A 20846-nucleotide genomic window follows, 5' to 3' on the forward strand; every position below is an offset into this window, starting at 1 on the left:
ACCTCTCTCCGTCTCTCAGAATTTGGTGGGGACGGGCGGGTCCCACTCGCCGGTCACCGGGTTCATGGTGTTGTTCGACGGCAGCGGCTTGACCGGTCGTTCCTTCCAGATGGTGCTGTTGAGGTCCTTCAGCACGCTGTCGGGCAGCGGCTTGCCGTCGATCATGTACTGCGCTTCCACCCTGATGTGCTTGGGGATCGCCAGCTCCGCGACGTCCACCCCGGGCACCCCGTCGAACAGGCCCTCCCGGCTCGGCGTCACCCTGATGTCGACGGTGAACGTCGAGCCGAGCTGGTCGAACTTCTGCGGGTGGAGCCGTTGCAGCTGGTCCATCCGGACGAAGGCGTCCTTCACCCGCTGCTCGAAGCCGTTCTTGAAGGCGTTGTTGCCCATGGTGGTCATCGGCGCGAAGTTGTGCGTGTGCCCGGTGAACCCGAAGTCCTCGTTGAGCAGGTGCCCGCGGACCCAGGAGTTCTCGACGTCGGCGTTCTTGAGGTAGTCGCTGACGCCGCCGGTGCGCTCGAACTTGTTGAGCCACTCCACCGACCAGCCTTCGAGCTTCGGGGTCTTGGAGCCGATGTTGAAGACGTCGGACAGCACCGCGCTCTGGTCCTGCGGGCCGTGGAACTTGGCGAGGGACGCGTTGGCGAAGTCGGAGTCGTACTTCGCCAGCGCCGTCTTCATGTCGCCGATCAGCAGGTTGCCCGGCGGCGTGGGGAACTTGGTCTTCGGCGGGGCGCTGATCTTGAATTTCTTCAGCGCGCTGCCGGCGAGCAGCATCTCCGGGTCGTTGAGCAGATCGTCCAGCTCGGTCGGGGCGTCGTCGTCGTAGCGGGGCCGTTTGCCGATCGTGCAGGAGCGCGGCGACAGGCCCAGCGGGTCGTTCTGCAGCAGCGGATCGTCGACGTACCGCACCGGGCTGGGTCCCGCGCTCAGCCCGAGCGGGTCCGGGCTCAGGTAACGGCCGGTCCGGGGGTCGTAGTAGCGGTGCAGGTTGTAGTACAGCCCGGTCTCGGCGTCGGCGTACTGGCCGGGGAAACGCAGCGGCGTCCCCGCCCCGGCGTGGTGACCCCAGAGCGACGGCGCGGAGCCGCGGATCACGGTGCCGTCGGCGGCGACCAGGTCGGTCGGCGCCCCGTTCGGGTCGCAGATCAGCAGATGCAGCCGGTCGCCGTCGACCTGCACCAGCGGCCGCGATCCGTCCAGGTCGTGCTGCCAGGTGACGGTGCGGCCGGTGGCGTCCGACTCCTCGACCAGCACCGGCCCGTCCCAGGCGAAGTCCGTCTGGTTCAGCACGGGACCGTCGAGCGGGGCGTCGGCCGGCCCGTCGGTCAGTCGCTGCGTGGCGATCCGCCGGCCCAGCGGGTCGTACCGGTACCGCCAACGGCCGCCGTCGGGGGTGATCACGCCGTGCAGGCGGCCGTCGGCGTCCCACCGGAAGGTCCAGACCCGCCCGTGATCCCGGCGCTGCACCAGGCGGCCGGCGGGGTCGTAGCGGTACTCGATCCCGCCCGCCTCAACCAGCTGGGTGCCCTGATAGCGCCGGTCGCCGGGAACGGTCGCTCCGGCGACCGAAGCGGACGCCTCGACCACCTCACCGGCGGCGTCGTAGCGGTAGTCCTCACGACGGCCCGGCCCGTCGACGGCGGTGACGCGTCCCTCATCGTCGAGGCGGAAGACCGTGACGCCCTCGCGACTGTCGTCGACGAGCGTCAGCGACCCGTCCTCGCGGTAGCCGAACGCGCGCTCCACCTCCGCGCCGGCGCCGTCGCTGAGCCGCTGCCGGACGAGCCGGTCGCCGGCGTCGAACTGCCGGACCACGGTCACCGACTCGTCGAGCCGTTCGGCGACGGGGCGGCCACCCGCGTCGTGGAAGAGCGCCACCTCGTGTCCAGCCATGCGGATGCCGATCGGGAACCCGTCCGGATCGAAGGACCACAGTGTTCCCACGCCGGCCGGGGTCTCCCGGGTCACCGTGCGGCTGCTGTCGTCGTAGGCGTGCGTGATCGCCCGCCCGTTGATCGACTCGGCGGTGACCCGGCCGAAGGCGTCGCGGGTGATCTCCAGCACAGCGTCCGGGCCGATCGCCTCGACGAGATGTCCCACCGCGTCGTACCGGAACGTCGTCGTACGGGTTTCGGTCGGCGAGACGGCCGTCCGGCGGATCAGGTTGCCGAGCACGTCGTACTCGAATGCGAAACTCTCCCCGGCCGCGTTGACCAGGCGGGTCAGCTGCCCGGCGGGATCGCGGGTGTACCGGCTGAGGCGTCCGTCGAAGTCCGCCTCCTCGATCAGGCGCCCCGCCGGGTCGTACCGGTAGTGCCACTGCAGCCCGGCCGGATTCGTGACCCGGATCAGTCGCAGCTCGGTGTCGTAGTCGTAGGTGGTGCGGGCGCCGGACGGTGTCACGGTCGCCACCGGAAGGTCGAACGGCCCGTATTCGGTGCGGGTGGTGCGGCCCAGTTCGTCGGTGTGCGCGATCGCGTTGCCCTCGGCGTCGTACCGCCACTGCCGGCGATCGCCGTCCGCGTTCTCCCGCCAGGCCGGCTGCCCGTCGACGGTCCAGCCCTGCACGATGCGCCGGCCGGTCGTGTCGCCGAGTGCACTGATCCGGCCGAAGCCGTCCCGAGCCTCGACCGATACGGCCGGTCCGGCGCCGCCGACGAGCATCCGGGGCGAGGCCGGGTCCGACGCCCGGGCCGGGGCCGTCGTCCCGGCCCGGTGCCGTTCGGCCGGCCGCGGGCCGGCGCCGAGCGGATCGACGGTGGGGTCCGGTGCCTCGGCCCGCCCGTAGTCACGCCGGCACAGTCGCCCGTCGTCCCCGGTCACCGTGACCGCCGCGATCCGCCCGCCCCGGTGTACGACCTTGGCCGAGCTGCCGTCGGGGCGCAGCAGCGCCTCCAGGCCGCCGTCGGCGTCGTAGAGGAACCGGGTGGTGCGGCCCAGCGGATCGGTCCGGGACAGCAACCGGTGCTGGCTGTCCCACTCACTGCGCGTGGTGTTGCCGAGCGGATCCGTCTCCGCCACCACCTGCAGGTCCTCGTTGAGCTGGTAGACCGTGGTGTGCCCGAGCGAGTCGGTGGCGCTGGTCCGCCGCTGGTCCGGGTCGTAGTCGAACCGGTAGCCGAAGTACCCGTCCCGTCCCTCGCCGAGCACGCACCGCCCGTCCGCGTCGTACGTGTACGCGTACCACTGGCCGTTGCTGTCGTCCCACCGGATCATCCGGCCGTCACCGTCGTAGCCGAACCGCATCGTCTGCCCCGCGGGGCCGGCCACCGTGACCAGGTGCCCGTCCGCGTAGCCGAAGGTACGCAGCAGCACCGGCTCACCGCCGGTGGCCGGAACCAGGTGCAACGCCGTGATCTGCCCGTCCTCGGTGGTGACGGCGATCCGCCGGCCGTCGCCGTGCCGCACCTCCACCGGAGCGCCCCGGCCGTCCCGGAGCACCTCGATCCGGCCGCCCTCCCGGTCGACGATCGCGACCAGCTCTGCGGTCCGGGACGGGACCGTGCCGGCCGATTCCGGCAGCACCTCCCGCGGGAGCAGCGGGGCGACCAGGTCCGGCTCCGGATCCGCCACCGGCGCGGCGAACAGCAGGGACCGGCCGGTCGCCGGGTCGGTGACCAGGAAGCCGTCGCCGGAGCGGCGCAGCGGCAGGCTGCGTCCGTGGCCCGGCACCACCGGCCCCTCGGCACCCGGCACCGGATAGGTCAGCAGCGTCCCGTCCGCGGCCAGCATGTGGACCGCGTCGGACTCCACCACGATCCGCTGGTCCAGTGTCGACGCCCAGGACACCCCGAACAGCCGGCCGGACCGGTAGTCCGAGCGGTGGGTGCGCTCCAGCAGCAACGGCGGCGATCCGGGTAGATCGAGATCGGTCTCCGGCAGGAACACCCGGCCGGTGCTGACGTCGACCGGGTCGCCGCAGGCGGGGATCTCGAACGTACGCTTCGAAGTGGTGACCGGAATCTTGTTGATCTTGCCGGTCAGTTTGCTGAACCCCGTCTTGACCACGTCGACCACCCCGCGGGCCGCGGTGGTGACCGTGGTGGCCAGGCCGCGCACGGTGTTCTTCATCGAGGTCAGTGCCGCCTGGGCGATCGCCTTGAGACCGCCGGCCTTGTAGAGCGCGGACAGCCGGGAGAGCGAGGTCAGCCCGCGGACCCCGGGGATGATCCCGAGGACCGCGAAGAGCAGATCGGTGATGCTGCCCTTGCCTTGGGCGAAGTCGACTATCGCCTTGACCAGTAGCACCGCCCCGGCGGCCAGGGCGATCCAGGCCAGCGGGCCGCCGATGATCATCGCGATGATGCCGGCCACCAGGGCCACCCACTTGGCGACCTCGCAGACGACGTCCCACAGCCCCTTGAGGAACTCGCCCAGTTTCTGCCAGAACGACCGCGGCTGGATCCCGGCGTCGGAGGCCGCGGCGATCTCCCGCTTGCACTCCTGAGCGGCGCCGTCGCGCAGCTGGCGGGCCTGCTCGGCGAGCGACTTCGCCGCGTTGAGCGCCTGCTGTCCGCTGGCCACCCGGCCCTGCACGTCGGCCAGCCGTTGCTTGGCCGCCTCGGAGTCGCGGATCGCCTGCTTGACCTGCTCCGGATCGGGGTCGGTGTGCTGCTGCAACGCCGTCGCCTGCTGCCCGATCGCCGTCACGTCGCCCTGCGCGAGCTGGAGCTGCCCGGTCAACCCGGTCAGCTGCTCGCGGGCCGCGCGCCCGTCGGCCAGCGCCCGGTCGGCCATGGCCTGGGCGGCCTCCAGTCTGGGCGCGAAGGCGTGCAGCGCGTCGCCGGCCATCCGGTGCGAGTCGTACACCTTGCGCAGCTGCGCGGGGAGCTCGCCGAACTGCTCACGGAACGCGTCGCCGGACTGGCCGATCCAGGTCAGCACCGCACCGTCGCCCTGCAGCGAATCCACCGCCCGCTGTGCGCGGTGCGCGTCGTCGGCGAAGTCCAGCAGCCGATTACCCGTCGTGACCAGATTCGCCGGCTCGCCGGGAGTCGGGTCCGCATCAAGGTCGAGTACCCACCAGTCACTCGGCCGCGGCATCAGTTGCTCCTACCATTGGTCACTACGCTTACGCCCTGAATCTGGCTGAACTCTCACGTTCATCCACAGTTGCCGCGTGGACCGTACAACACGCCACAAAACCGATGATCGGGGGAGCGGTGGGACGCGGTGAGAAGACCCGCGAGGAGCGGATCGTGCGCGCGCTGCGGCAGCCGCCGGAGGAGCTCGAGGTGCGTGGCGCCCGCCGGTGGCGGGGCGTGGACGAACAGTGGAAGTCCTGGCTGCGGGGTTCGGCGACGGCTCTGGAGTTGTACACCCGGCGACAGGAGGCTGACGAATACCGGCACCTGCTGGGCGACGACGCGTACCGCGACCAGCTGATCGAAGTGCTGTCCCGGGCGGTCCCGCGGGACTGCGCGGCGGCCGGCTTCGGCTGCGCGCAGCGGATCGACCGCCCCTGCCGGCAGCCGGCGGTCTGCGCCCGGGACCGGCCCTGTCACGCCTATTACCTGGAACACGGCACCGGGCACGTGTGGATCGACTTCAGCCCGGCCGGCCGGCACCGGGCGGTCCTCTGGTGGGACCGGGCGAACGCCGGCCGGCTGTGGGTGGACGGGCAGCCGGTCGGCGACGGGATCGTCCTGGACAGCGTCGGGCGATGGGTCGACGACCGGTTCTACACGGTGCAGGCCGCCGGGCCGGACGACCATCCGGCGCAGGAATGGGAGATGGGCGGCCTGGGTCGCCGGATCAGATCGCTGCTGCTGTACGACGCCGGGCATGCCTCGGCCCGGCTGCTCGTGCCCGCCGCCGGGGAGTCGTGGACCGATCCGTGGGTCAGCCGCGACGGCGGGTCGCTGCGGGTGCACGCGGACGGCGACGACGCGATCGGGCGGACACCATGACCGCGGAGACCCAGCCGATGCCGCACACCGTGGGAAGCCTGGCCGCCGACCTCCGGGATCTGGGGCTGTCGACTGGTGACACCGTGCTGGTGCATGCGTCGACGCGGTCCCTCGGGTTCGTGGCCGGCCGGGTGCAGGCGGTCGTCCGGGCCCTGCTCGAGGTGGTGGGACCGGGCGGCACACTGGCGGTGCCGACGCACACGCCGTTCAACTCGGATCCCGCCGGGTGGCGCAATCCGCCGGTGCCGCCGCGGTGGTGGCCGGTGATCCGCGAGCAGAGTCCGGGCTTCGACCCGCGGTGCACGCCCAGCCAGCACATGGGTGTGCTGGCCGAGACGGTGCGGACCTGGCCGGGGGCGGTGCGCAGCGGCCATCCGTCGGTGTCGTTCGCCGCGGTCGGTGACCGGGCACGGGCCATCGTCGGCGGGCACCGGCTCGACCAGCCGCTGGGGGAGAACTCGCCGGTCGGCGCGCTCTACCGGGCGCACGGCAAGGTGCTGCTGCTGGGATGCGGACACGATCGGAACACCTCGTTGCATCTGGCGGAGAGTCGCCGGCCGCAGGCGCCGATGATGGATTACGGGGCCGCGGTGGCTGACGGGGAGGGCGGCAGCCGCTGGGTCACCTGGACGGCGCCGGTCACCGACGCCTCGGATTTCCCGGTGATCGGCGCGGCGTACGAGGCGGTGGGCGCCATCGCGGTCGGGCCGGTGGGCAGTGCCGTTGCGCGCCTGATGCCGCAGCGGGACGTGGTCGACTTCGCCACGTCCTGGATGGAGGATCACCGCCCGCCGAAGACGGCGTGCAGGATGTCGACGTAGACCGGCGCGCTCCCTACCTTTTGCGGACTCTGTCGGGGGAAGTCGTCGCAACGGGCTGCCGTGGTTTAGGGGGCGACCGGCGTGTGGCGCCGGATGCTCTTGGCGCCATCGGCTGCGGCTGCGGTTGCGCCGTCGATGGGGCGGGCCGCGGCGGGACCGTGGGTAGGGCCTGTGCCGCCGCGGTGGCCGGCGTGTTCCGCTTGCTGTGGCGGTACACCAGGAAGCCGACGACTGCGGCGAACTGGGCGGCCAACGCGCCTCCCACGCTGTTCATGAAGTCACCAGCGCGTTTGGCCCATCGAGCCGTCCAAGCACTGAAAGTGTCCTCGACCTCGACCGTTATGGGAGGCACCTCAGTGGTGTCCAACTCCGCCTCGGTCTCACCCCAATGGATGATGACCCGCGCGGTGAGTTTGTAGGTGCCTGGACGCTCTGCTTTAAGCGACCAAGCCCAACGTTTGGTGCCGTTGGCCGGCACAAACTTCGTCCCGTTACCGCTGAGGTCCTCCGGCAGACCTTCCTTGTCAGGCGAAACCAATGTGACCTCGATGTTGCCGCCGGTCTTGGTCGGTGCGATCACGACGGCATGGTCGGGGTCATGAGATGTAGCGGAGGGGCTGTCTTTGCAGTCCTTCGCCGCGGCTCCGCAGATCGTCAACCGCACCTCAACCGTTTCGCCGACTTTGACCGCTTTACGGTATTCAGCGCTCGCGGTTCCTTGGGACAACGCCGCTTCGGCTGCGGCTCTTCGGCGCTGAACATCCTCTTGGACATTGCCATTACCCCCTTGGTCACCCCCGCCTCCGTCAACCAGGTTGGTGAAGAACGTTCCGGGACCGACGAAGAGGTACAGGTAGCCGACGAACAGCCACAGCAGCAGGATGAGAAACAACTCGAACCGTTGATCAGCCTTGCTGCGTGGAGGGGTCGCCATCGGCCAAGCCCTGCCTTACTGGAGAAGTGCAGCGCTGTAGATCAGGCCGCCTTGACGTTGTGATGGCGCATACGGTGTCGGGGGTCACTCCGGGGAGGGGGTGGCTGCTATTCGTTCGACGGCGAACTCCTGCGAGGCGTGTATCTGCCGGGCGGCGATGGTCTTTCCCCGGATTATCTCGCAGGGCCGGTCACCGTTGCGGCTTCCGATGTCCGTCACAGGGTTGACTGTACGGTTCGCCGACGAGTGGGCCGGGATTCGAAGACGTCGATTCTCCGACGGGTTTCTGACAGGTCCGGCATCGTCGCCGGCCTGCTTGAGGTCGGTGTGTGCACCGATGTCTCCATGTCCCTGCACGGCGCTACTGCTTGCTCTGCCTCGTCGACGATGCGGCTCTCGGATCGCGGTGGCCCTTGATGGAACGTGCCGGTTCGTCGATGGATCTCTGATGACATGTGGGTTCGGGCGGCGCCATTTGCCGGATCGGTCGCCGCATCGCGGCGGCCGGTTGGGCCATCCGACTTCCGGTCGCACAGGGGAGGGGCGTGCCGCGGTGGCCGGATATAGGAGTCCCGGGAATCGTCGCGCGGGCCGGCCGGGCGGACATCCGGGTTGCGCCGCCCGATGATGATCATCAAACTGGCGCCGTGTCATCGAACCCCCACGACGGCGAGCCGTCCTCCGCCGCACCCGTCTGGTCCGGCCCGCCGGCCATGTATCCGGCGCATCCGGCTGCGGCCTTCCCGCCGGGTCCGCCCGGTTCCTGGCCGCCGGGATTGCCGTCGTACGCCGTTGCGCACCCGCCGCGCCGGTCGAGCCGGACGGCGTGGATCATCGGCTCGGCCGTGGTGGCGATGCTGCTCGTGGTCTGCGGCGGGATCGGTGCCGTGGCCTACACCGTGCGCGACCACCAGCCGAAGCGCACCGTGGCGGTCGGTGAGCCGACGGTGTCGCCGGGTGCGGAGGATGACCCGGAGCCGGCGCCGGGCCCGACCCATCCGGGCGACCTGGCGCAGTACCTGATCCCGGCGCCGAAGGGCTCGCGCAAGTGGCCGACCGCGCCCGCCGATCAGGCGCTGGCCGACTCGGCGGCGATGAGCAAACTGGTCGCGAAGCCGGCCGCGTTCCAGGCGGTGCTCGACCGCTACGAGTTCCGGCGCGGCTTCGCCCGCCGGTGGATCGACGGCCGGTCCCTGATCGTCGACGTGCGCGCGTTCCAGTTCGAGGGCACCGGCAACGCCCGGTACTTCGCCGACTTCCAGCAGGCCTCGCTGCGGTTCGCGGGGTACGGCGAGCCGGTCCCGGTGGCGGGCGCGGACGACACGTCGGCGCAGGTCCAGCCGAAGAAGGACAAGATCGGGCGGATCCGCTCCAGCGGCCTGGTGGTCCGCGCCGACATGGTGGTCATGATCGACACGTACGCGCTGCCGCCCAACGATCCGAAGGCGCTGGACGCGCTGCTGCTGCAGGAGTCCCGCCTGCTGCCGTGATCGGCTCAGCCGACGGTCGTGACGTGCTACCGGCCGCCCCGGTTGCCGGAAAGATCGATGGTCACCTCGTTGCCGGCCACGAACAGCTCGACGCACGCGGTGCTCCGGTCCAACAGCCAACCGACGGGGCGGCATCCTGAGCCCCACCCGCGCTTCTCGAGGTGCCGTTTCAGCTCGTCATAGAGGTCATCGCCGCGTTGCCCGGGTCGGCCGGTGACCGTGATCGTCCGGGTGCACGAGCCTGAGCCGCAGTCCGCATCGTGGGTGGGACGGACGGTGGCATGCAGGCCCTCGGGCAACGGGAGCACGCCATCGGTCTCCGGGAAGAACGGCCCCGGCCGCGCGATGCCACCGCCGCAGAGCAGCGCCAGCAACGACCACCCGGCCAGGAGGTGCGTCGCCACCCCCACCCGGGTCTGCTTCGCGGGGCCGAGCCGGCGCCGTTCGACGAGACGGCCGGTGACAGCGGTCGCCACGCTCAGCACCAGGACCGACAGAGAGATCTCGAGGACGCCGCGGGGAAAGACGTGGAAGAGCAGGCACGCCGTCGCGGCTTGACCGGCGAGGCCCGCGGCGATGATCCACCGCGTCCGCGGCGCGCGGGACATGAGAAGCCAGAGCAACAGGATCGGCCCGAGCGCGATCAGCATCAATAGCACCCAGTGATCATGCTCAACGCGTGCAACAGTCGGTCGCCGGCAACGCGGGACACTGTCACGACACGGCGCTCATGACGTCCAGCCGTCCGTGCCCTTCATGTCGTGCTTTCCGGCACGGGAGTGAATCGGAGCCGCGTCCGCCGGCAGGGCCAGCGGGCTCTCGACCTGAGCCCCCGATACCCGTGGGCGTGGCGGTTCGGCAACGTCGCGGCCACTCCCGGCGATCTGAAGAGAGGTGGCTTACAGTCGTGATCATGACCGTGGACACGAATACCAGCGCGCAGCCGCCCACGCCGCGTCCGGCGGACGGGCTGGCGGCGCCGATGAACCCCCACGGACTTCCTCCCGCCGTGTTCGACCCGGCGCGGCTGGCTGCCGTGCGCTCCACGGGCCTGCTCGACACCGGGCCGGAGGAGGAGTTCGACGCGTTGACCCGGCTGGCCGTGCAGGTCACCGGCGCCGGGCGAGCATTCGTGACCGTCGTCGACGACCGGCGCTCGTTCTGGAAGAGCTGCATCGGCGGCCCCGACCTGCTGGTGGAGCAGCGGCAGAACCTCGTGCATGAGAGTCCCTGCCATCTCCTGATCGCCACCAACCGGGAGCTGATCAGCGATGACGCCCGTCGGGACCCACGGATCCGCGACGTGCCCGCGGTGGAGCAGCTCGGCATCGGCGCCTGGGCCGGAGTGCCGGTGCGCGACCGCGACGGGCAGGTCATCGGCGGGCTGTGCGCCGTCGACGACCAGCGGCGGGCCTGGGAACCCCATCAGGTGGAAACCTTGCACACCCTGGCGGAGGCGGCCAGCGCGCAGATCAAACTGCGGCAGGAGTTGGACCGCAGCCGTGCACAGGCGGCCCGACTCGACGCTACGGCTCGTGCGGAACGGCAACTGCGGGCCGAGGCCGACCGGCGCGCCGCCGCCGCCGCGGAACTGGCCGCGCAGATGCGTGTCGCCGTCACGGCGCAGGCCACGCTGCCCCGCCCGGAGCACTGTCAGCTCGGCGGGACCGGCGGGTGCACCGCACCGGCGGACCTCAAGATCGCTGACTCCTGGGGTGACTCCGCGTGGGGCTGCACCGCGCACGTCGAGGAGGCCCTCATCACCGTACGGTCGGTATTCGTAGCCAACGAGGAACTCGGCGGCCTGGCCGCTTACCTCCATCGCTGAACCGGGGGACCAGAACGTCGCTGACCAGTTCGGCGGGTTGGCCGTGGAGTAGGTGGGCAGCGTGACTTCGCAGGTCGGCGCCGTCCTGTGCGCACGAGAAGGAAAGCCGTCGGCGCCAGTGGGGCGAACACGGCCGGCGCCCGCGGCCGCCGACATCGCGGGATGGGCGTGCGGCTCATCGGAATCGGCCAGAGCGCCGATATGAATGCCGTGGGCAAGTGGTACATGCACCGCGTCCGGACCAACGCGCGTTCCGGCGATCTCAGGGTGACCAGCGGCGTGACCATCGGTGCCCTGTTCGCCAGCTGCGGTCTGTACGCGCTGGCCATGACGCTGCTGCCGGCCCAGCCCGACGCCGGGCGCGGGAACACCGTCATGGTCGCCCTCGTGGCGGTGGCGTTCGGCGTGGTGTTCATGCCCCTGCCCTGGGAGCGGATCTCCGACGGCATGCGGCTTGCGGTCGGCCCCCTCGGGATGGGCCTCACCGGCCTCTACAACATCGCCTCCGGGCTGGATCCGTTCCGGTACGGCTATTTCTATCTCATGGTGATCCTCTGGTACGGCATGTGCGAACGCCGGGGGATGACGCTCAAGACCAGTCCGTTCCTGATCGTCGCCTACCTGTTGCCGCTGATCCTGGACGGCGCCTCGGCCTCGGATCTGGCCTCCATCGGGTACGCGCTGCCGATCTACCTGCTGGTCGGCGAGACGCTGGCGTGGCGCACCGATCGTGCCCGCCGCCTGCAGCGACGGCTGGAGCAGCTGGCGCACCACGACCCGCTGACCGGCCTGCCTAACCGCGCCGTCTTCACCGCCGAGCTCCGGCGACGCTGTGCCGGCCCGGAGCCGGTGGCGGTGCTCTTCCTCGACCTCAACGGCTTCAAGCAGATCAACGACCGGCTGGGGCACGCGGCCGGCGACGACGTGCTGGTCCAGGTCGCCGACACATTGCGCACCGCCAAGCGCCGGGGCAGCCGCGACCTGGCGTGCCGGCTCGCGGGCGACGAGTTCGTGGTGCTGCTGCCGGACACGCAGCTGGAGGTGGCCCGTGCCCTGGCGGAGCGGATCGAGCGTCGGCTCGGTGAACTCAGCGCCACCGACGGCACCCCGGTCGGCGCCAGCGTGGGCGTCGCCGGCGGCCTGTCGATGGACCCGAACGATCTGCTCGCCGCCGCCGACGAGGCGATGTACCTCGCCAAGCAGGCCCGCCGCCCGGCCTCCGAAGCATCCTGACGGGTGCATGGCTTTCCCCGAGGTGCACGCCGGCCGGATCGGGGCGGCGATGAGCAGCACTGCTGAGTGGTGGCGGGCTGCGCGCTTCGCGTAGCGGGCTGCCACGGTTTGCCATTGCTTGATCCGGTCGAGGCAGCGATACCGGCCGCTCGCCGACGATCCGCCGCAGGTCACCGCGGTACGAGCCGGACGGTGCCCGGGTGACCTCCGACACCGATCCCCACCGATGTCCGGCAGACACTCACCGGCTGCGCCCGGGTGCCGATAGGTCTGACATTGACCGCGAAGCAAGGAGCCACACCGTGGATGCTGGGCCCCTGACCGGAGAGCGGGCGCGGTGGCGCTCGCCGGCCGACCTCGGTGTCGGCGTACGAATCCTCAGCGCCGTCGGCCTGGCCGGAGCCGTCGCGCTGACCGTCGGCATCACCGGCCTGGCCGGGCTGCGCAACACCAGTGACGCGGCGAGGGCGATCTCTACGAAGAACGTCGGCGGCATCAAGGCGGTCGGCGAGCTCATGAGCGCCGCCGCCCAAGCGCAGGCCGACTCGGCGAACGCCGCGCTGTCGCCCACCGAGTCCGCCTCGCAGTACTTCACCCAAGCCTTCGAGAGCGACCTGACCCGCTTCGGCGACACGCTCAGCGCCTACCGGCGTACGGCGCCGGCCGCCTCGGCCGCCACCATCGACGACCTTGCCCAGCGGTGGAGTGCGTACACCGCGATCGCCGGCGGCAAGTTGCAGGCTCTGGGCGACAGCAACGACCTGGGCGCGTGGTCGCGGGTTCGCGACGCCTCCGTCACACCGGTGGTCGAAAAGCTCAACGCCGACCTGGCGGTGCTGCGGGACGCCGAGACCGCGGCCGCCCGGGCCGGCTCGGCCGCCGCGGACACCGAGTACTCGCACAACCGCACGGTGAGTCTCCTCGTGCTCAGTGTCGGCCTGCTGCTGGCGCTGACCCTGGGTGTTCTGGTGACTCGTCGCATCGTGGGATCGCTGAACCGGGTCAAGCGGGTCTGCGAGGCGCTCGCCGCCAAGGACCTCACCCGCACCAGTGGCTTGACCACCCACGACGAGATCGGCGCCATGGGGCAGGCGATGGACACCGCCGTCGGCGCGCTGCGCGGCACGGTGACCACCATTGCGGGATCCGCGGCGGCCCTGGCCGGAGCCTCGGAAGAGATGACCGGCACGGCGGCGCAGATGGCGGCCTCCGCGCAGATGACGACCACCCGGGCGCAGGAGGTGTCCACCGCGGCGGAGGAGATCTCGCGCAGCGTGGAAGCCGTCTCGGCGGGTGGCGAGCAGATGGGCGCCTCGATCGGGGAGATCTCGCAGAACGCCGCCGAGGCGGCACGGGTCGCCGGGGAAGCCGTCGCGCTGGCCGCCGGGGCGTCGGCGAGCATGCGGAAGCTCGGCGAGTCGTCGATCGAGATCGGCAACGTCGTCAAGGTGATCACGGCGATCGCCGAACAGACCAACCTGCTGGCGCTCAACGCCACCATCGAGGCGGCCCGCGCCGGCGAGATGGGCAAGGGCTTCGCGGTGGTCGCCTCGGAGGTCAAGGACCTCGCCCAGGAGACCGCCCGGGCCACCGAGGACATCGCCGCGCGCATCGCGACGATCCAGGCCGACACCGGCAGCTCGGTGAACGCGATCGAGGAGATCAGCCGGGTCGTGGCCCGGATCAGCGACTTCCAGACCACCATCGCCTCAGCCGTGGAGGAGCAGACGGCCACGACGGCCGAGATGAATCGCAGCGTCGGCGACGCCGCCAACGGGACCGGCGACATCGCCGCCGGCATCACCGGGGTGGCCGACGCGGCGGAGCGGACGAGCGAGGGTGTGTCGCGGACCCAGCAGGCCACCACCGAGTTGTCGACGATGTCGGCCGATTTGCGAGCCCTGGTGCAGGCCTTCCGGGTCTGACCGGCGCCTCGGGCCCCGTCCACCCGCGAACGAGGAGATCGACGAGATCTAGCGGTGTCGTCGGCGGTAGGATGCGAACTCTGATGACCGAGAACGACGAAATGCCGAACTCTAATGTTGAGGGTCATGGTGAGCCGGCTTCACCGTGTGGTCGCTGCCGAAAGGTATTGCAGGCGCTAGACACACCTTGGTCGTGAGATGCGTGATCAAGTTCGATAGATTTGACTCGGAGTTGCTTTCGGTCCTCGAAGTCTCTGGCTGGAGTACCGAACGTGATGTTGATATTGCCCACTGGGTTGAGCAGCTTAAACTTGACGGTTTTGATGCACATGGGCTTGCGCTCGAAGTTCTTCGCAGCTTCGGCGGACTCTCGATCGCGCCCGTACGAGAGGACGGACCCAACTTTTCCAATGATGATCCTCTAAACTTCGATCCAGCTGCTGGGGGATTCGGTCAACGGTCCCTGGCTAGCGAGGTGGAGAGTATTCTGGGCGGAAATTTCTACCCCATAGGTGAATGGCTCAGCCATTCCAGCGTATTTGTTGAATCTGGTGGCATGGTTGTGGCGACTGGGATGGGCTGGATTTGGGGCTTAGGGGATACCTTCGAGGATGCGCTGCAACTAGCTGTTTGTGCTAATCGGCCGCTTAGATGTCTATACACAAGTCCAGGGTTAGAACCTTGGCCGAAGATCTGAGTTCCCCTAGTCGAGTCGGCCTGGAGCGCGGCTACGGATAAGAAGGTTAGGGGGCTCGATCCTATTCGGGCGCACTCCTTCGGTGAAGGCCTGATCTGCGGAAACGCGGTTCGGGCCCCTCTCGTTGTTCAGTTTGTGGTGATCGCCTCGAGAGGACGTCTGATCAACGTAGTTTGGGGGTTATGTGGTTTGAGCCGTATCGCCGGGTTGGGGTGGTTTCGGCGGTGAGAGCAGTGCGTCCAGGGCGGTGTCGAGCGCCGCGAGGAGTTCGTCGGCGGCTTCGGGGTGGTAGATCAGCCGGGCCGCGATGCCGTCGGAGAGGGCCACCACAGCGTCCGCGGTCCGGCGCGGATCGCCGCGCAGGGCGACGGTGCCGTCGGCGCGGCCGGCCTCGAGCCAGCGGACCAGGTCGGCGCTGACCGCCCGGTCGATCTCGCGGAGCACTTCGGCGAACGGTGGATGGCGGACGGCCATTGCGGCGAATGCTGCCCACACGATCGCCTCCGCCCGGCGCTCGGGGTCGAGCGGGAGCGTCGCGACGACCAGGCGGTGGAGCACCTGGCGAGGTGTGCCGGACCGGTCGACGGCCCGCAATCGCTGCTCAGCCTTCTCGCCGGCGATGTCGAGGGCCAGCAGGAGCATCTCCTCCTTGGATCGGAAGTACTTCTGAACGGCACCGGGTGAGCGGCCCGCCCGGGCGGCCACCGTGCGGACGCTGACCTCTTCCAGTCCGTGCTCGGCCACGACGGTCAGCAGGGCGGCGCCGATCGCCCGGCGCTGCGCGTCCCGGTCCACGACTTTCGGCATCTTCCTCCTTTCGGATACAGTCGTATCTTAAAGGAGGTCGGGATGAGCCACGACGACACGCGCGCCGCCGACAGCGACCGGGCGGCAACCATCGAGCGCCTGACCGCAGCCCTCGCCGAGGGGCGGATCGATCTGGCCGAGTTCGATCGGCGCACGGTGGTCGCCGCCGGGGCCACCACGGTCGGCGAGCTGGTTCCGCTGACCGCGGATGTGCCGGTCCCGGCCCGACAGGCGCAGGCCGAGCAGCGACGCCGTGACCGCAGCGAATGGCTGACCGAGTGGCGGTACTGGCTGGGCGGCGCGTTGATCATGAACGCTGTCTGGGGCACGCAGTGCCTCCGTGACGGCCAGCTCCAGCGGTACTGGCCGGTCGCGCCGCTCGGTATCTGGGCGGCCGTCCTCATCGCGGTGGCGATCTGGCCGCGCGACAGAAGCTGACACGCGTGATGGCCGCGCGAGTGAACCCTGCCCCTCCACCGGTGGCGCGGGCCCCTCATGATGGGACCCATGCCAAGGATCGTCACCTGTGAGTGCTGTCGGAACGCGGCGAGGTTCGGCCCGCGGATGCCTCGGAGCCGGGGATGACATACCGACCGGTCCAGCAAGCCCATGAACCCGTCGGCCCGTGGGTCCTCGCCATCGGCTCGATGGTCATGGCTTTGGTCGCTCCGGCTGTCGGCGCGCTGTCGGCGTGGTCGTACCTGGACGTCACACCGCACTGCCGGTCGACATGGATCTATGTGGTCGCCGTGGCCTTCCTGATCCTGATCGTGCCGTCGTTGCTGTGCCTGGGCGTGGCATCCTTCGGACTCGCCCGCTATCGGGCCGGCACCGGCTCGCTGCGAGTCGTGTCGAGGGTCGCCCTGGCGGTGACCGTCTGCCTGACCGCTCCGGTCGTCGTGGGTGGTGGCGTGCTCGGCGCCACGATGGTCCTCTTCGCGGACGACCTGCGCTGTTGACCGCCGCCCGCCGGCCACGCGGATGCCGGGTCGAGGACGGCCCGCGGCGGTCGGGCAGGTCCTGGCAAGAAGACCGACACCGCCCCACCGGCACCCCTCCCGGCTCGGCGAAGGGGTGCCGGCGGGACCGGATCGTCAGAGCCGGTGGTGCTGGAAGAACTGCCACATCAGGGCGTTGGCGCTGATCTCGTGGGTGACCGTGCCGTTGCCGTTGTCGATCGGGGTGCCCGGCCAGGTGTGGCCGCCGTCCGCGATCGTGTAGAGGGTGACCTCGGCGCCGGTGCGGCAGTGGCGGTACGCGGTGCGGGTGACGTGCGGGCTCACCGCCGACTCGGTGGCCGCGCCGCGGCAGCCGTTGAGCCGGGCCCACCGCTGCTGGGCGAGGGGCACCGGGTAACCCCAGTACGGGGAGCCGCCACCGGCGTACGGGTTGGTGGCGTCCTGCAGGCCGTGGAAGGTGATTACCGGGACCGGGCGGGACGGCTCACACGACGCCGGGTCCGGCCGGGTGCTGTCCTGCGGGTCCGGGCGGCCGGCGCGCAGGCCGGCGACCGGGGCGATCGCGGCCAGCCGGTCGGCGCGCCGGCAGGCGTACGCGGACAGCATCCGGCCGCCGCCGGAGTAGCCGGTGCCGTACACCCGGGCCGGGTCGCCGCAGAGCGCGCGCACCGCCGTGGTGATCACCCGGTCGAGGAAGCCGACGTCGTCCCGGGCCCCGGGCGGCGGGCTGCCGACCCCGGGTACGTTCCAGGAGAAGCCGTCCCCGGCAGGGATCGCCGCGGTGGGTGCCACGACCAGGTAGCCGCCCGCGTCGGCGGCCGCCGCCATGTCGCTGTAGTGCAGCTGGTCGCCGCCGGTGCTCTGCGAGCCGTGCAGGTTGAGGACGATCGGCCGGCGGGTGGCCGGCCGGTCCCCGGCGGGGACGTACACGGTGACCGGATACTCCCGGCCGCCGTAGCCGACCGTCATGGTCTGCCCGCCCGGCCGGGGGCAGGTACCCGGGCCGGCGGCGGCCGGCGCGGCGGTCGTCAGGGCCAGGGACAGGGCGGTCACCGCGTACACCGTCAATCGTCTCAAGAGATTTTGACCTCGCCCTGGTTGAGCACGCGCGGCAGGAAGTAGGAGGTCTGGATCTCGGCGTTGGTGTTGTTGCCGCGCAGCTGCTCGGACCAGATCATGAAGTAGGTCCACTTCGGCTGGCTGTCGAGCAGCGCGGCGGTGGGCACCTTGCCCATCTCGGCGATCGCGATCGGTTTGCCGGCCGCGATCGACTGGATCTGCGAGTAGTCCGCCGCCGACGGGTAGTTCTTGTACCAGGCGTCGAGGGTGACGACGTCGACGTACGAGCTGCCGGGGTAGAAGCCGGCCCACCCGCCGGCCGGGTTGTCCTGCACGTTCCAGACCCAGATCAGGTTGTCCAGGCCCTGGCTGTCGAAGTACTGCCGCATCTGCTGGTAGAGCTTGAGGCTGCCGTTGGCGCCGGAGCGGTGGCCCCACCAGTTCCACGACTCGTTCATCTCGTGGAACGGCCGCCAGAGCACCGGCACGCCGGCGTCCTTGAGCTGCTTGAGGTAGGGGACGACGGCGGCCATCCGGCTGCGCCAGGTGTTGTACAGCGTGGTGCCGGGCGTGACGATCTGCTGGAACTGGGCGTCGGTGATGCCGGTCTTGACACCGCCGTCGAAGTTGCAGGTCGCGCCGACCGTGGGGGAGCAGGCGTGCCAGGTGAGCGCGACCAGCGAGCCGTTGGCCCACTCGGTCTTCGCCTGGTTGATCACGCTCTGCCGGTTGGCGATGTCGGTGGCGGTGAACATCATGTCGCCGCCCCACAGGCCCGGCCACTGGCCGGTGACGTCGTGGACCTGCTGGGTGTACTGGCCGGGCAGGTTGGCCGGCTCCTTGTTGTGTTGACCGGAGACGATCGAGGTGCCGGTGATCGACTTCAGGTAGTTGATCACGGCGGACTTCGGGGTGGCGGCGAACGCCGAGGCGTCGGGGGCGTTGTGGATCATCAGGGCGGCGGCGAGGGCCAGCACGGAGCCGACCGCCCAGACGGGACGGGGGATGGTCATGGCGCTGAGCATGCGACCGCTGTTGCGGGCATGTCAACCTTAGATTAATAATTTATTAAGTCAGTTGGTGCTCTCCCGAACCACCATGTGCGCCAGCGGCGCCTGGTAGACCGCAGGAGGTTTCCCGGCCATCGCATCCAGCATCGCCCGCGCGGCGATCTCCCCGACCCGCACCACGTCATGGCTCATCGCCGACAGCGCCGGCGTCGCCAGCTGGCACAACGCCGAATCGTCCCAGGCCACCACCGACATGTCGGCCGGCACGGCGATCTCCCGCTCGCGTAGCGTGTCCAGGGCGGCCAGGGCCATCAGGTCGTTGTCGCAGACGATCGCGGTGGCCCGGGCGTCGAGCAGGGCGGCGGTGGCGGCGCGGCCCGACTCGTACGAGTAGTCGCCCTCGGCCGGCACCACCGTCACGCCGAGCTCGGCGGCCTCGGCCTGCGCGCCCTCCCGCCGCAGCTGGCTGTGCGCGAACGACAGGGGACCGCTGACGTGCCCGATCGTCGCGTGCCCGCCGTCGACCAGGAACCGGATCGCCTCCCGTGCGTACCCGGCGTCGTCCGTCCACACCGTCGGCATCCCCGACGCGGTCGACGGCGCGCCCAGCACCACCGCGGGCAACCCCAGCTCCCGCACCAGGGTGACCCGCTCGTCGTCGGGCTGCAGGTCGACCAGGATCACCCCGGCGACCCGCTGCCCGGCGGCCCACCGCTGATACGTCGCGTTCTCCGCCGCCCGGTCGGTGACCACCTTGACCAGCACCGAGACCCCGTCCGGGGTGAGCACCCGCTCAAGGCCCTCGATGAACTCGTGGTAATACGGCTCCTCGCCGAGCACCCGTGAGGCCCGCGCCAGAACGAGCCCGACCCGCCGCTGCGACTGTGCCACCGATTCCTCCGTACCCTCCGACCCGACAGGTACGGTATCGCCTGACACTGCGGCAGCTCGAACATGGAGGTCAGGCGACATGGCGCGTCGGGAAACGCCGGCGGCGGGGCCGGGCAGCCGCGCCCTGATCGTGGACGTGGTCCGCTCGGCGGTCTCGATCAGCCGGGTGGAGCTCGCCGAACGCACCGGCCTCACCCAGCCGTCGATCTCCAACATCGTCCGCGACCTGATCGCCGACGGGGTGATCCACGAGACGGGATCAGAGGACTCGGTACGCGGCAAACCCCGCAAACTGCTCGCCATCACCCCCGCCACGCGGTTCGGGATCGGCTTCCAGCTCGGCCCCGACACGGTCACCTGCGTGGCCATCGACCTGACCGGCGGCGTCGTCGGCCGTGAGGTGGTCCCGCTCGACGACACCGGGCTGGCCGACCAGCTCGCCGCACGCTTCGACGACTTCATCGTGGACCTCGACCTGCCCCGCGACCGGATCGAGGGCCTGGCCGTCGTCGCGGCCGCCGCCCCGCCCAGCCACCGGGACAACCCTCCGGAGTGGGCCGCCGCCCGTCGCGCCCTCGCCGCCCGGCTCGGCATCCCGGTGCTGGTGGAGAACGATGCGGCCGCCGCCGCCCTGGGCGAGTTCTGGACCCGGCGGGTGTCCCGGGAGCAGGCGTTCGGCAGTGTCTACCTGTCCGCCGGGGTCGGTGCCGGGCTGGTTTTCGGCGGCGCGCTGTTCCGCGGGACCAGCTTCGACGCGGGCGAGCTCGGGCACCTGTCCATCGCCTACGACGGGCGGCCGTGCCCGTGCGGCAACCGCGGTTGCGTCGAACGCTACGCCTCGATGGCCGCCACCGTCGAGGCCGCCCGCGACGCCGGCCTCGCCGTCGACCAGAAGAGCATGTTCAGCGCGTACGACGCGATCGCGCACGCCGCGGTCAGCGGCGACCCGGACGCGTTCGCCGTGGTCGACCGGGCGGCCGGCTACCTGAGCGTCGCGGTCACCTCGATGGCCAACCTGCTCGACCTGGGCCGGATCGTGCTGACCGGCCCGGGGATGGCGATCGCCGGCTCGATCTACGCCCGCCGCCTGCGCAGCCACCTGGCGGCGACCGCGCACGCCCGCTACCGCCACGACGTCGTCGTGGAACTCTCCGCCCAGCCGCGCGACGCCGCCGGCATCGGCGCTGCCGCCCTGGTCGTGCAGGCGTCTATCGCCCCCGGTCACACCGCGGGCCCGGCCGGCCCCGACGGGCCCTGACCGCTGCCCGGCGGGCGGT

The 20846-nt window shown here is 70.6% G+C and carries 18 protein-coding genes; 10 read left to right on the forward strand and 8 right to left on the reverse strand.

Annotated elements, in window-relative coordinates:
- Positions 1-15 precede the first annotated feature (15 nt).
- The gene (locus ACSP50_RS17680) at positions 16-5049 is read right to left on the reverse strand and encodes a DUF6531 domain-containing protein (protein WP_014690606.1); all 5034 of its coding nucleotides are present in this window, start codon (positions 5047-5049) and stop codon (positions 16-18) included.
- A 119-nt stretch (positions 5050-5168) separates the two neighbouring features.
- Here ACSP50_RS17680 and ACSP50_RS17685 point away from each other — a divergent pair, with 119 nt between their 5' ends.
- Both ACSP50_RS17685 and ACSP50_RS17690 read left to right on the forward strand, forming a co-directional pair.
- Positions 5169-5915 carry a hypothetical protein gene (locus ACSP50_RS17685; protein WP_099343804.1) on the forward strand — a complete coding sequence of 249 codons (747 nt, stop codon included), beginning with the start codon at positions 5169-5171 and terminating at the stop codon, positions 5913-5915.
- Entirely contained in the window at positions 5912-6736 is an 825-nt protein-coding gene (locus ACSP50_RS17690; RefSeq protein WP_014690608.1) for an aminoglycoside N(3)-acetyltransferase, read from the forward strand. Before ACSP50_RS17685 ends, ACSP50_RS17690 begins: the two co-directional genes overlap by 4 nt.
- A 13-nt stretch (positions 6737-6749) precedes the next feature.
- Here the strand turns inward: ACSP50_RS17690 and ACSP50_RS41975 are convergent, their stop codons facing one another.
- The gene (locus ACSP50_RS41975) at positions 6750-7670 is read right to left on the reverse strand and encodes a hypothetical protein (RefSeq protein WP_014690609.1); all 921 of its coding nucleotides are present in this window, start codon (positions 7668-7670) and stop codon (positions 6750-6752) included.
- An 84-nt stretch (positions 7671-7754) separates the two neighbouring features.
- Positions 7755-7889 (reverse strand): hypothetical protein, encoded by a 135-nt coding sequence (locus tag ACSP50_RS44610; protein ID WP_255344734.1) that lies wholly within the window; start codon positions 7887-7889, stop codon positions 7755-7757.
- A gap of 428 nt (positions 7890-8317) precedes the next feature.
- Here ACSP50_RS44610 and ACSP50_RS17695 point away from each other — a divergent pair, with 428 nt between their 5' ends.
- Positions 8318-9160, forward strand: a complete 843-nt coding sequence (locus tag ACSP50_RS17695; protein ID WP_043511631.1) for a hypothetical protein — start codon at positions 8318-8320, stop codon at positions 9158-9160.
- Between the two features lie 26 nt (positions 9161-9186).
- Here ACSP50_RS17695 and ACSP50_RS17700 read toward each other — a convergent pair whose 3' ends face one another.
- Positions 9187-9810 carry a hypothetical protein gene (locus tag ACSP50_RS17700; RefSeq protein ID WP_014690611.1) on the reverse strand — a complete coding sequence of 208 codons (624 nt, stop codon included), beginning with the start codon at positions 9808-9810 and terminating at the stop codon, positions 9187-9189.
- A gap of 263 nt (positions 9811-10073) precedes the next feature.
- On the opposite strand from ACSP50_RS17700, the gene ACSP50_RS17705 reads away from it, so the two are divergent.
- The 4 genes from ACSP50_RS17705 to ACSP50_RS17720 all read left to right on the forward strand — a co-directional run bounded on the left by ACSP50_RS17705 (position 10074) and on the right by ACSP50_RS17720 (position 14843).
- A complete protein-coding gene (locus ACSP50_RS17705; RefSeq protein WP_014690612.1) occupies positions 10074-10988 on the forward strand; it encodes a GAF domain-containing protein in 915 nt (304 codons plus the stop codon).
- 279 nt (positions 10989-11267) lie between these two features.
- A complete protein-coding gene (locus ACSP50_RS17710) occupies positions 11268-12221 on the forward strand; it encodes a GGDEF domain-containing protein (RefSeq protein ID WP_231956961.1) in 954 nt (317 codons plus the stop codon).
- A gap of 302 nt (positions 12222-12523) precedes the next feature.
- Positions 12524-14146, forward strand: coding sequence for a methyl-accepting chemotaxis protein (locus ACSP50_RS17715; protein ID WP_014690614.1), 1623 nt, complete (start codon positions 12524-12526; stop codon positions 14144-14146).
- Positions 14147-14348: 202 nt separating this feature from the next.
- On the forward strand, positions 14349-14843 hold the full coding sequence (locus ACSP50_RS17720) for an SUKH-3 domain-containing protein (protein WP_157432784.1): 495 nt from the start codon (positions 14349-14351) through the stop codon (positions 14841-14843).
- Between the two features lie 180 nt (positions 14844-15023).
- On the opposite strand, the gene ACSP50_RS17725 is transcribed toward ACSP50_RS17720, so the two are convergent.
- On the reverse strand, positions 15024-15650 hold the full coding sequence (locus tag ACSP50_RS17725; RefSeq protein WP_014690615.1) for a TetR/AcrR family transcriptional regulator: 627 nt from the start codon (positions 15648-15650) through the stop codon (positions 15024-15026).
- 42 nt (positions 15651-15692) lie between these two features.
- Here ACSP50_RS17725 and ACSP50_RS17730 point away from each other — a divergent pair, with 42 nt between their 5' ends.
- Positions 15693-16088 (forward strand): DUF1707 domain-containing protein, encoded by a 396-nt coding sequence (locus tag ACSP50_RS17730; RefSeq protein WP_014690616.1) that lies wholly within the window; start codon positions 15693-15695, stop codon positions 16086-16088.
- Between the two features lie 143 nt (positions 16089-16231).
- Positions 16232-16609, forward strand: coding sequence for a hypothetical protein (locus ACSP50_RS17735; protein WP_014690617.1), 378 nt, complete (start codon positions 16232-16234; stop codon positions 16607-16609).
- Between the two features lie 135 nt (positions 16610-16744).
- Here the strand turns inward: ACSP50_RS17735 and ACSP50_RS17740 are convergent, their stop codons facing one another.
- From ACSP50_RS17740 to ACSP50_RS17750, 3 genes are read right to left on the reverse strand one after another with little or no spacing between them, the layout of a single operon-like run.
- Complete coding sequence (locus tag ACSP50_RS17740) at positions 16745-17686, reverse strand: PHB depolymerase family esterase (protein WP_099343805.1); 942 nt, start codon at positions 17684-17686, stop codon at positions 16745-16747.
- Entirely contained in the window at positions 17683-18681 is a 999-nt protein-coding gene (locus ACSP50_RS17745; protein WP_043514522.1) for a glycosyl hydrolase, read from the reverse strand. Before ACSP50_RS17745 ends, ACSP50_RS17740 begins: the two co-directional genes overlap by 4 nt.
- A 60-nt stretch (positions 18682-18741) precedes the next feature.
- Positions 18742-19569 carry a LacI family DNA-binding transcriptional regulator gene (locus tag ACSP50_RS17750; RefSeq protein WP_014690620.1) on the reverse strand — a complete coding sequence of 276 codons (828 nt, stop codon included), beginning with the start codon at positions 19567-19569 and terminating at the stop codon, positions 18742-18744.
- Positions 19570-19648: 79 nt separating this feature from the next.
- On the opposite strand from ACSP50_RS17750, the gene ACSP50_RS17755 reads away from it, so the two are divergent.
- Complete coding sequence (locus tag ACSP50_RS17755; RefSeq protein ID WP_014690621.1) at positions 19649-20827, forward strand: ROK family transcriptional regulator; 1179 nt, start codon at positions 19649-19651, stop codon at positions 20825-20827.
- Positions 20828-20846: the final 19 nt, after the last annotated feature.

This window comes from Actinoplanes sp. SE50/110, from assembly GCF_900119315.1.
Lineage (GTDB): Bacteria > Actinomycetota > Actinomycetes > Mycobacteriales > Micromonosporaceae > Actinoplanes.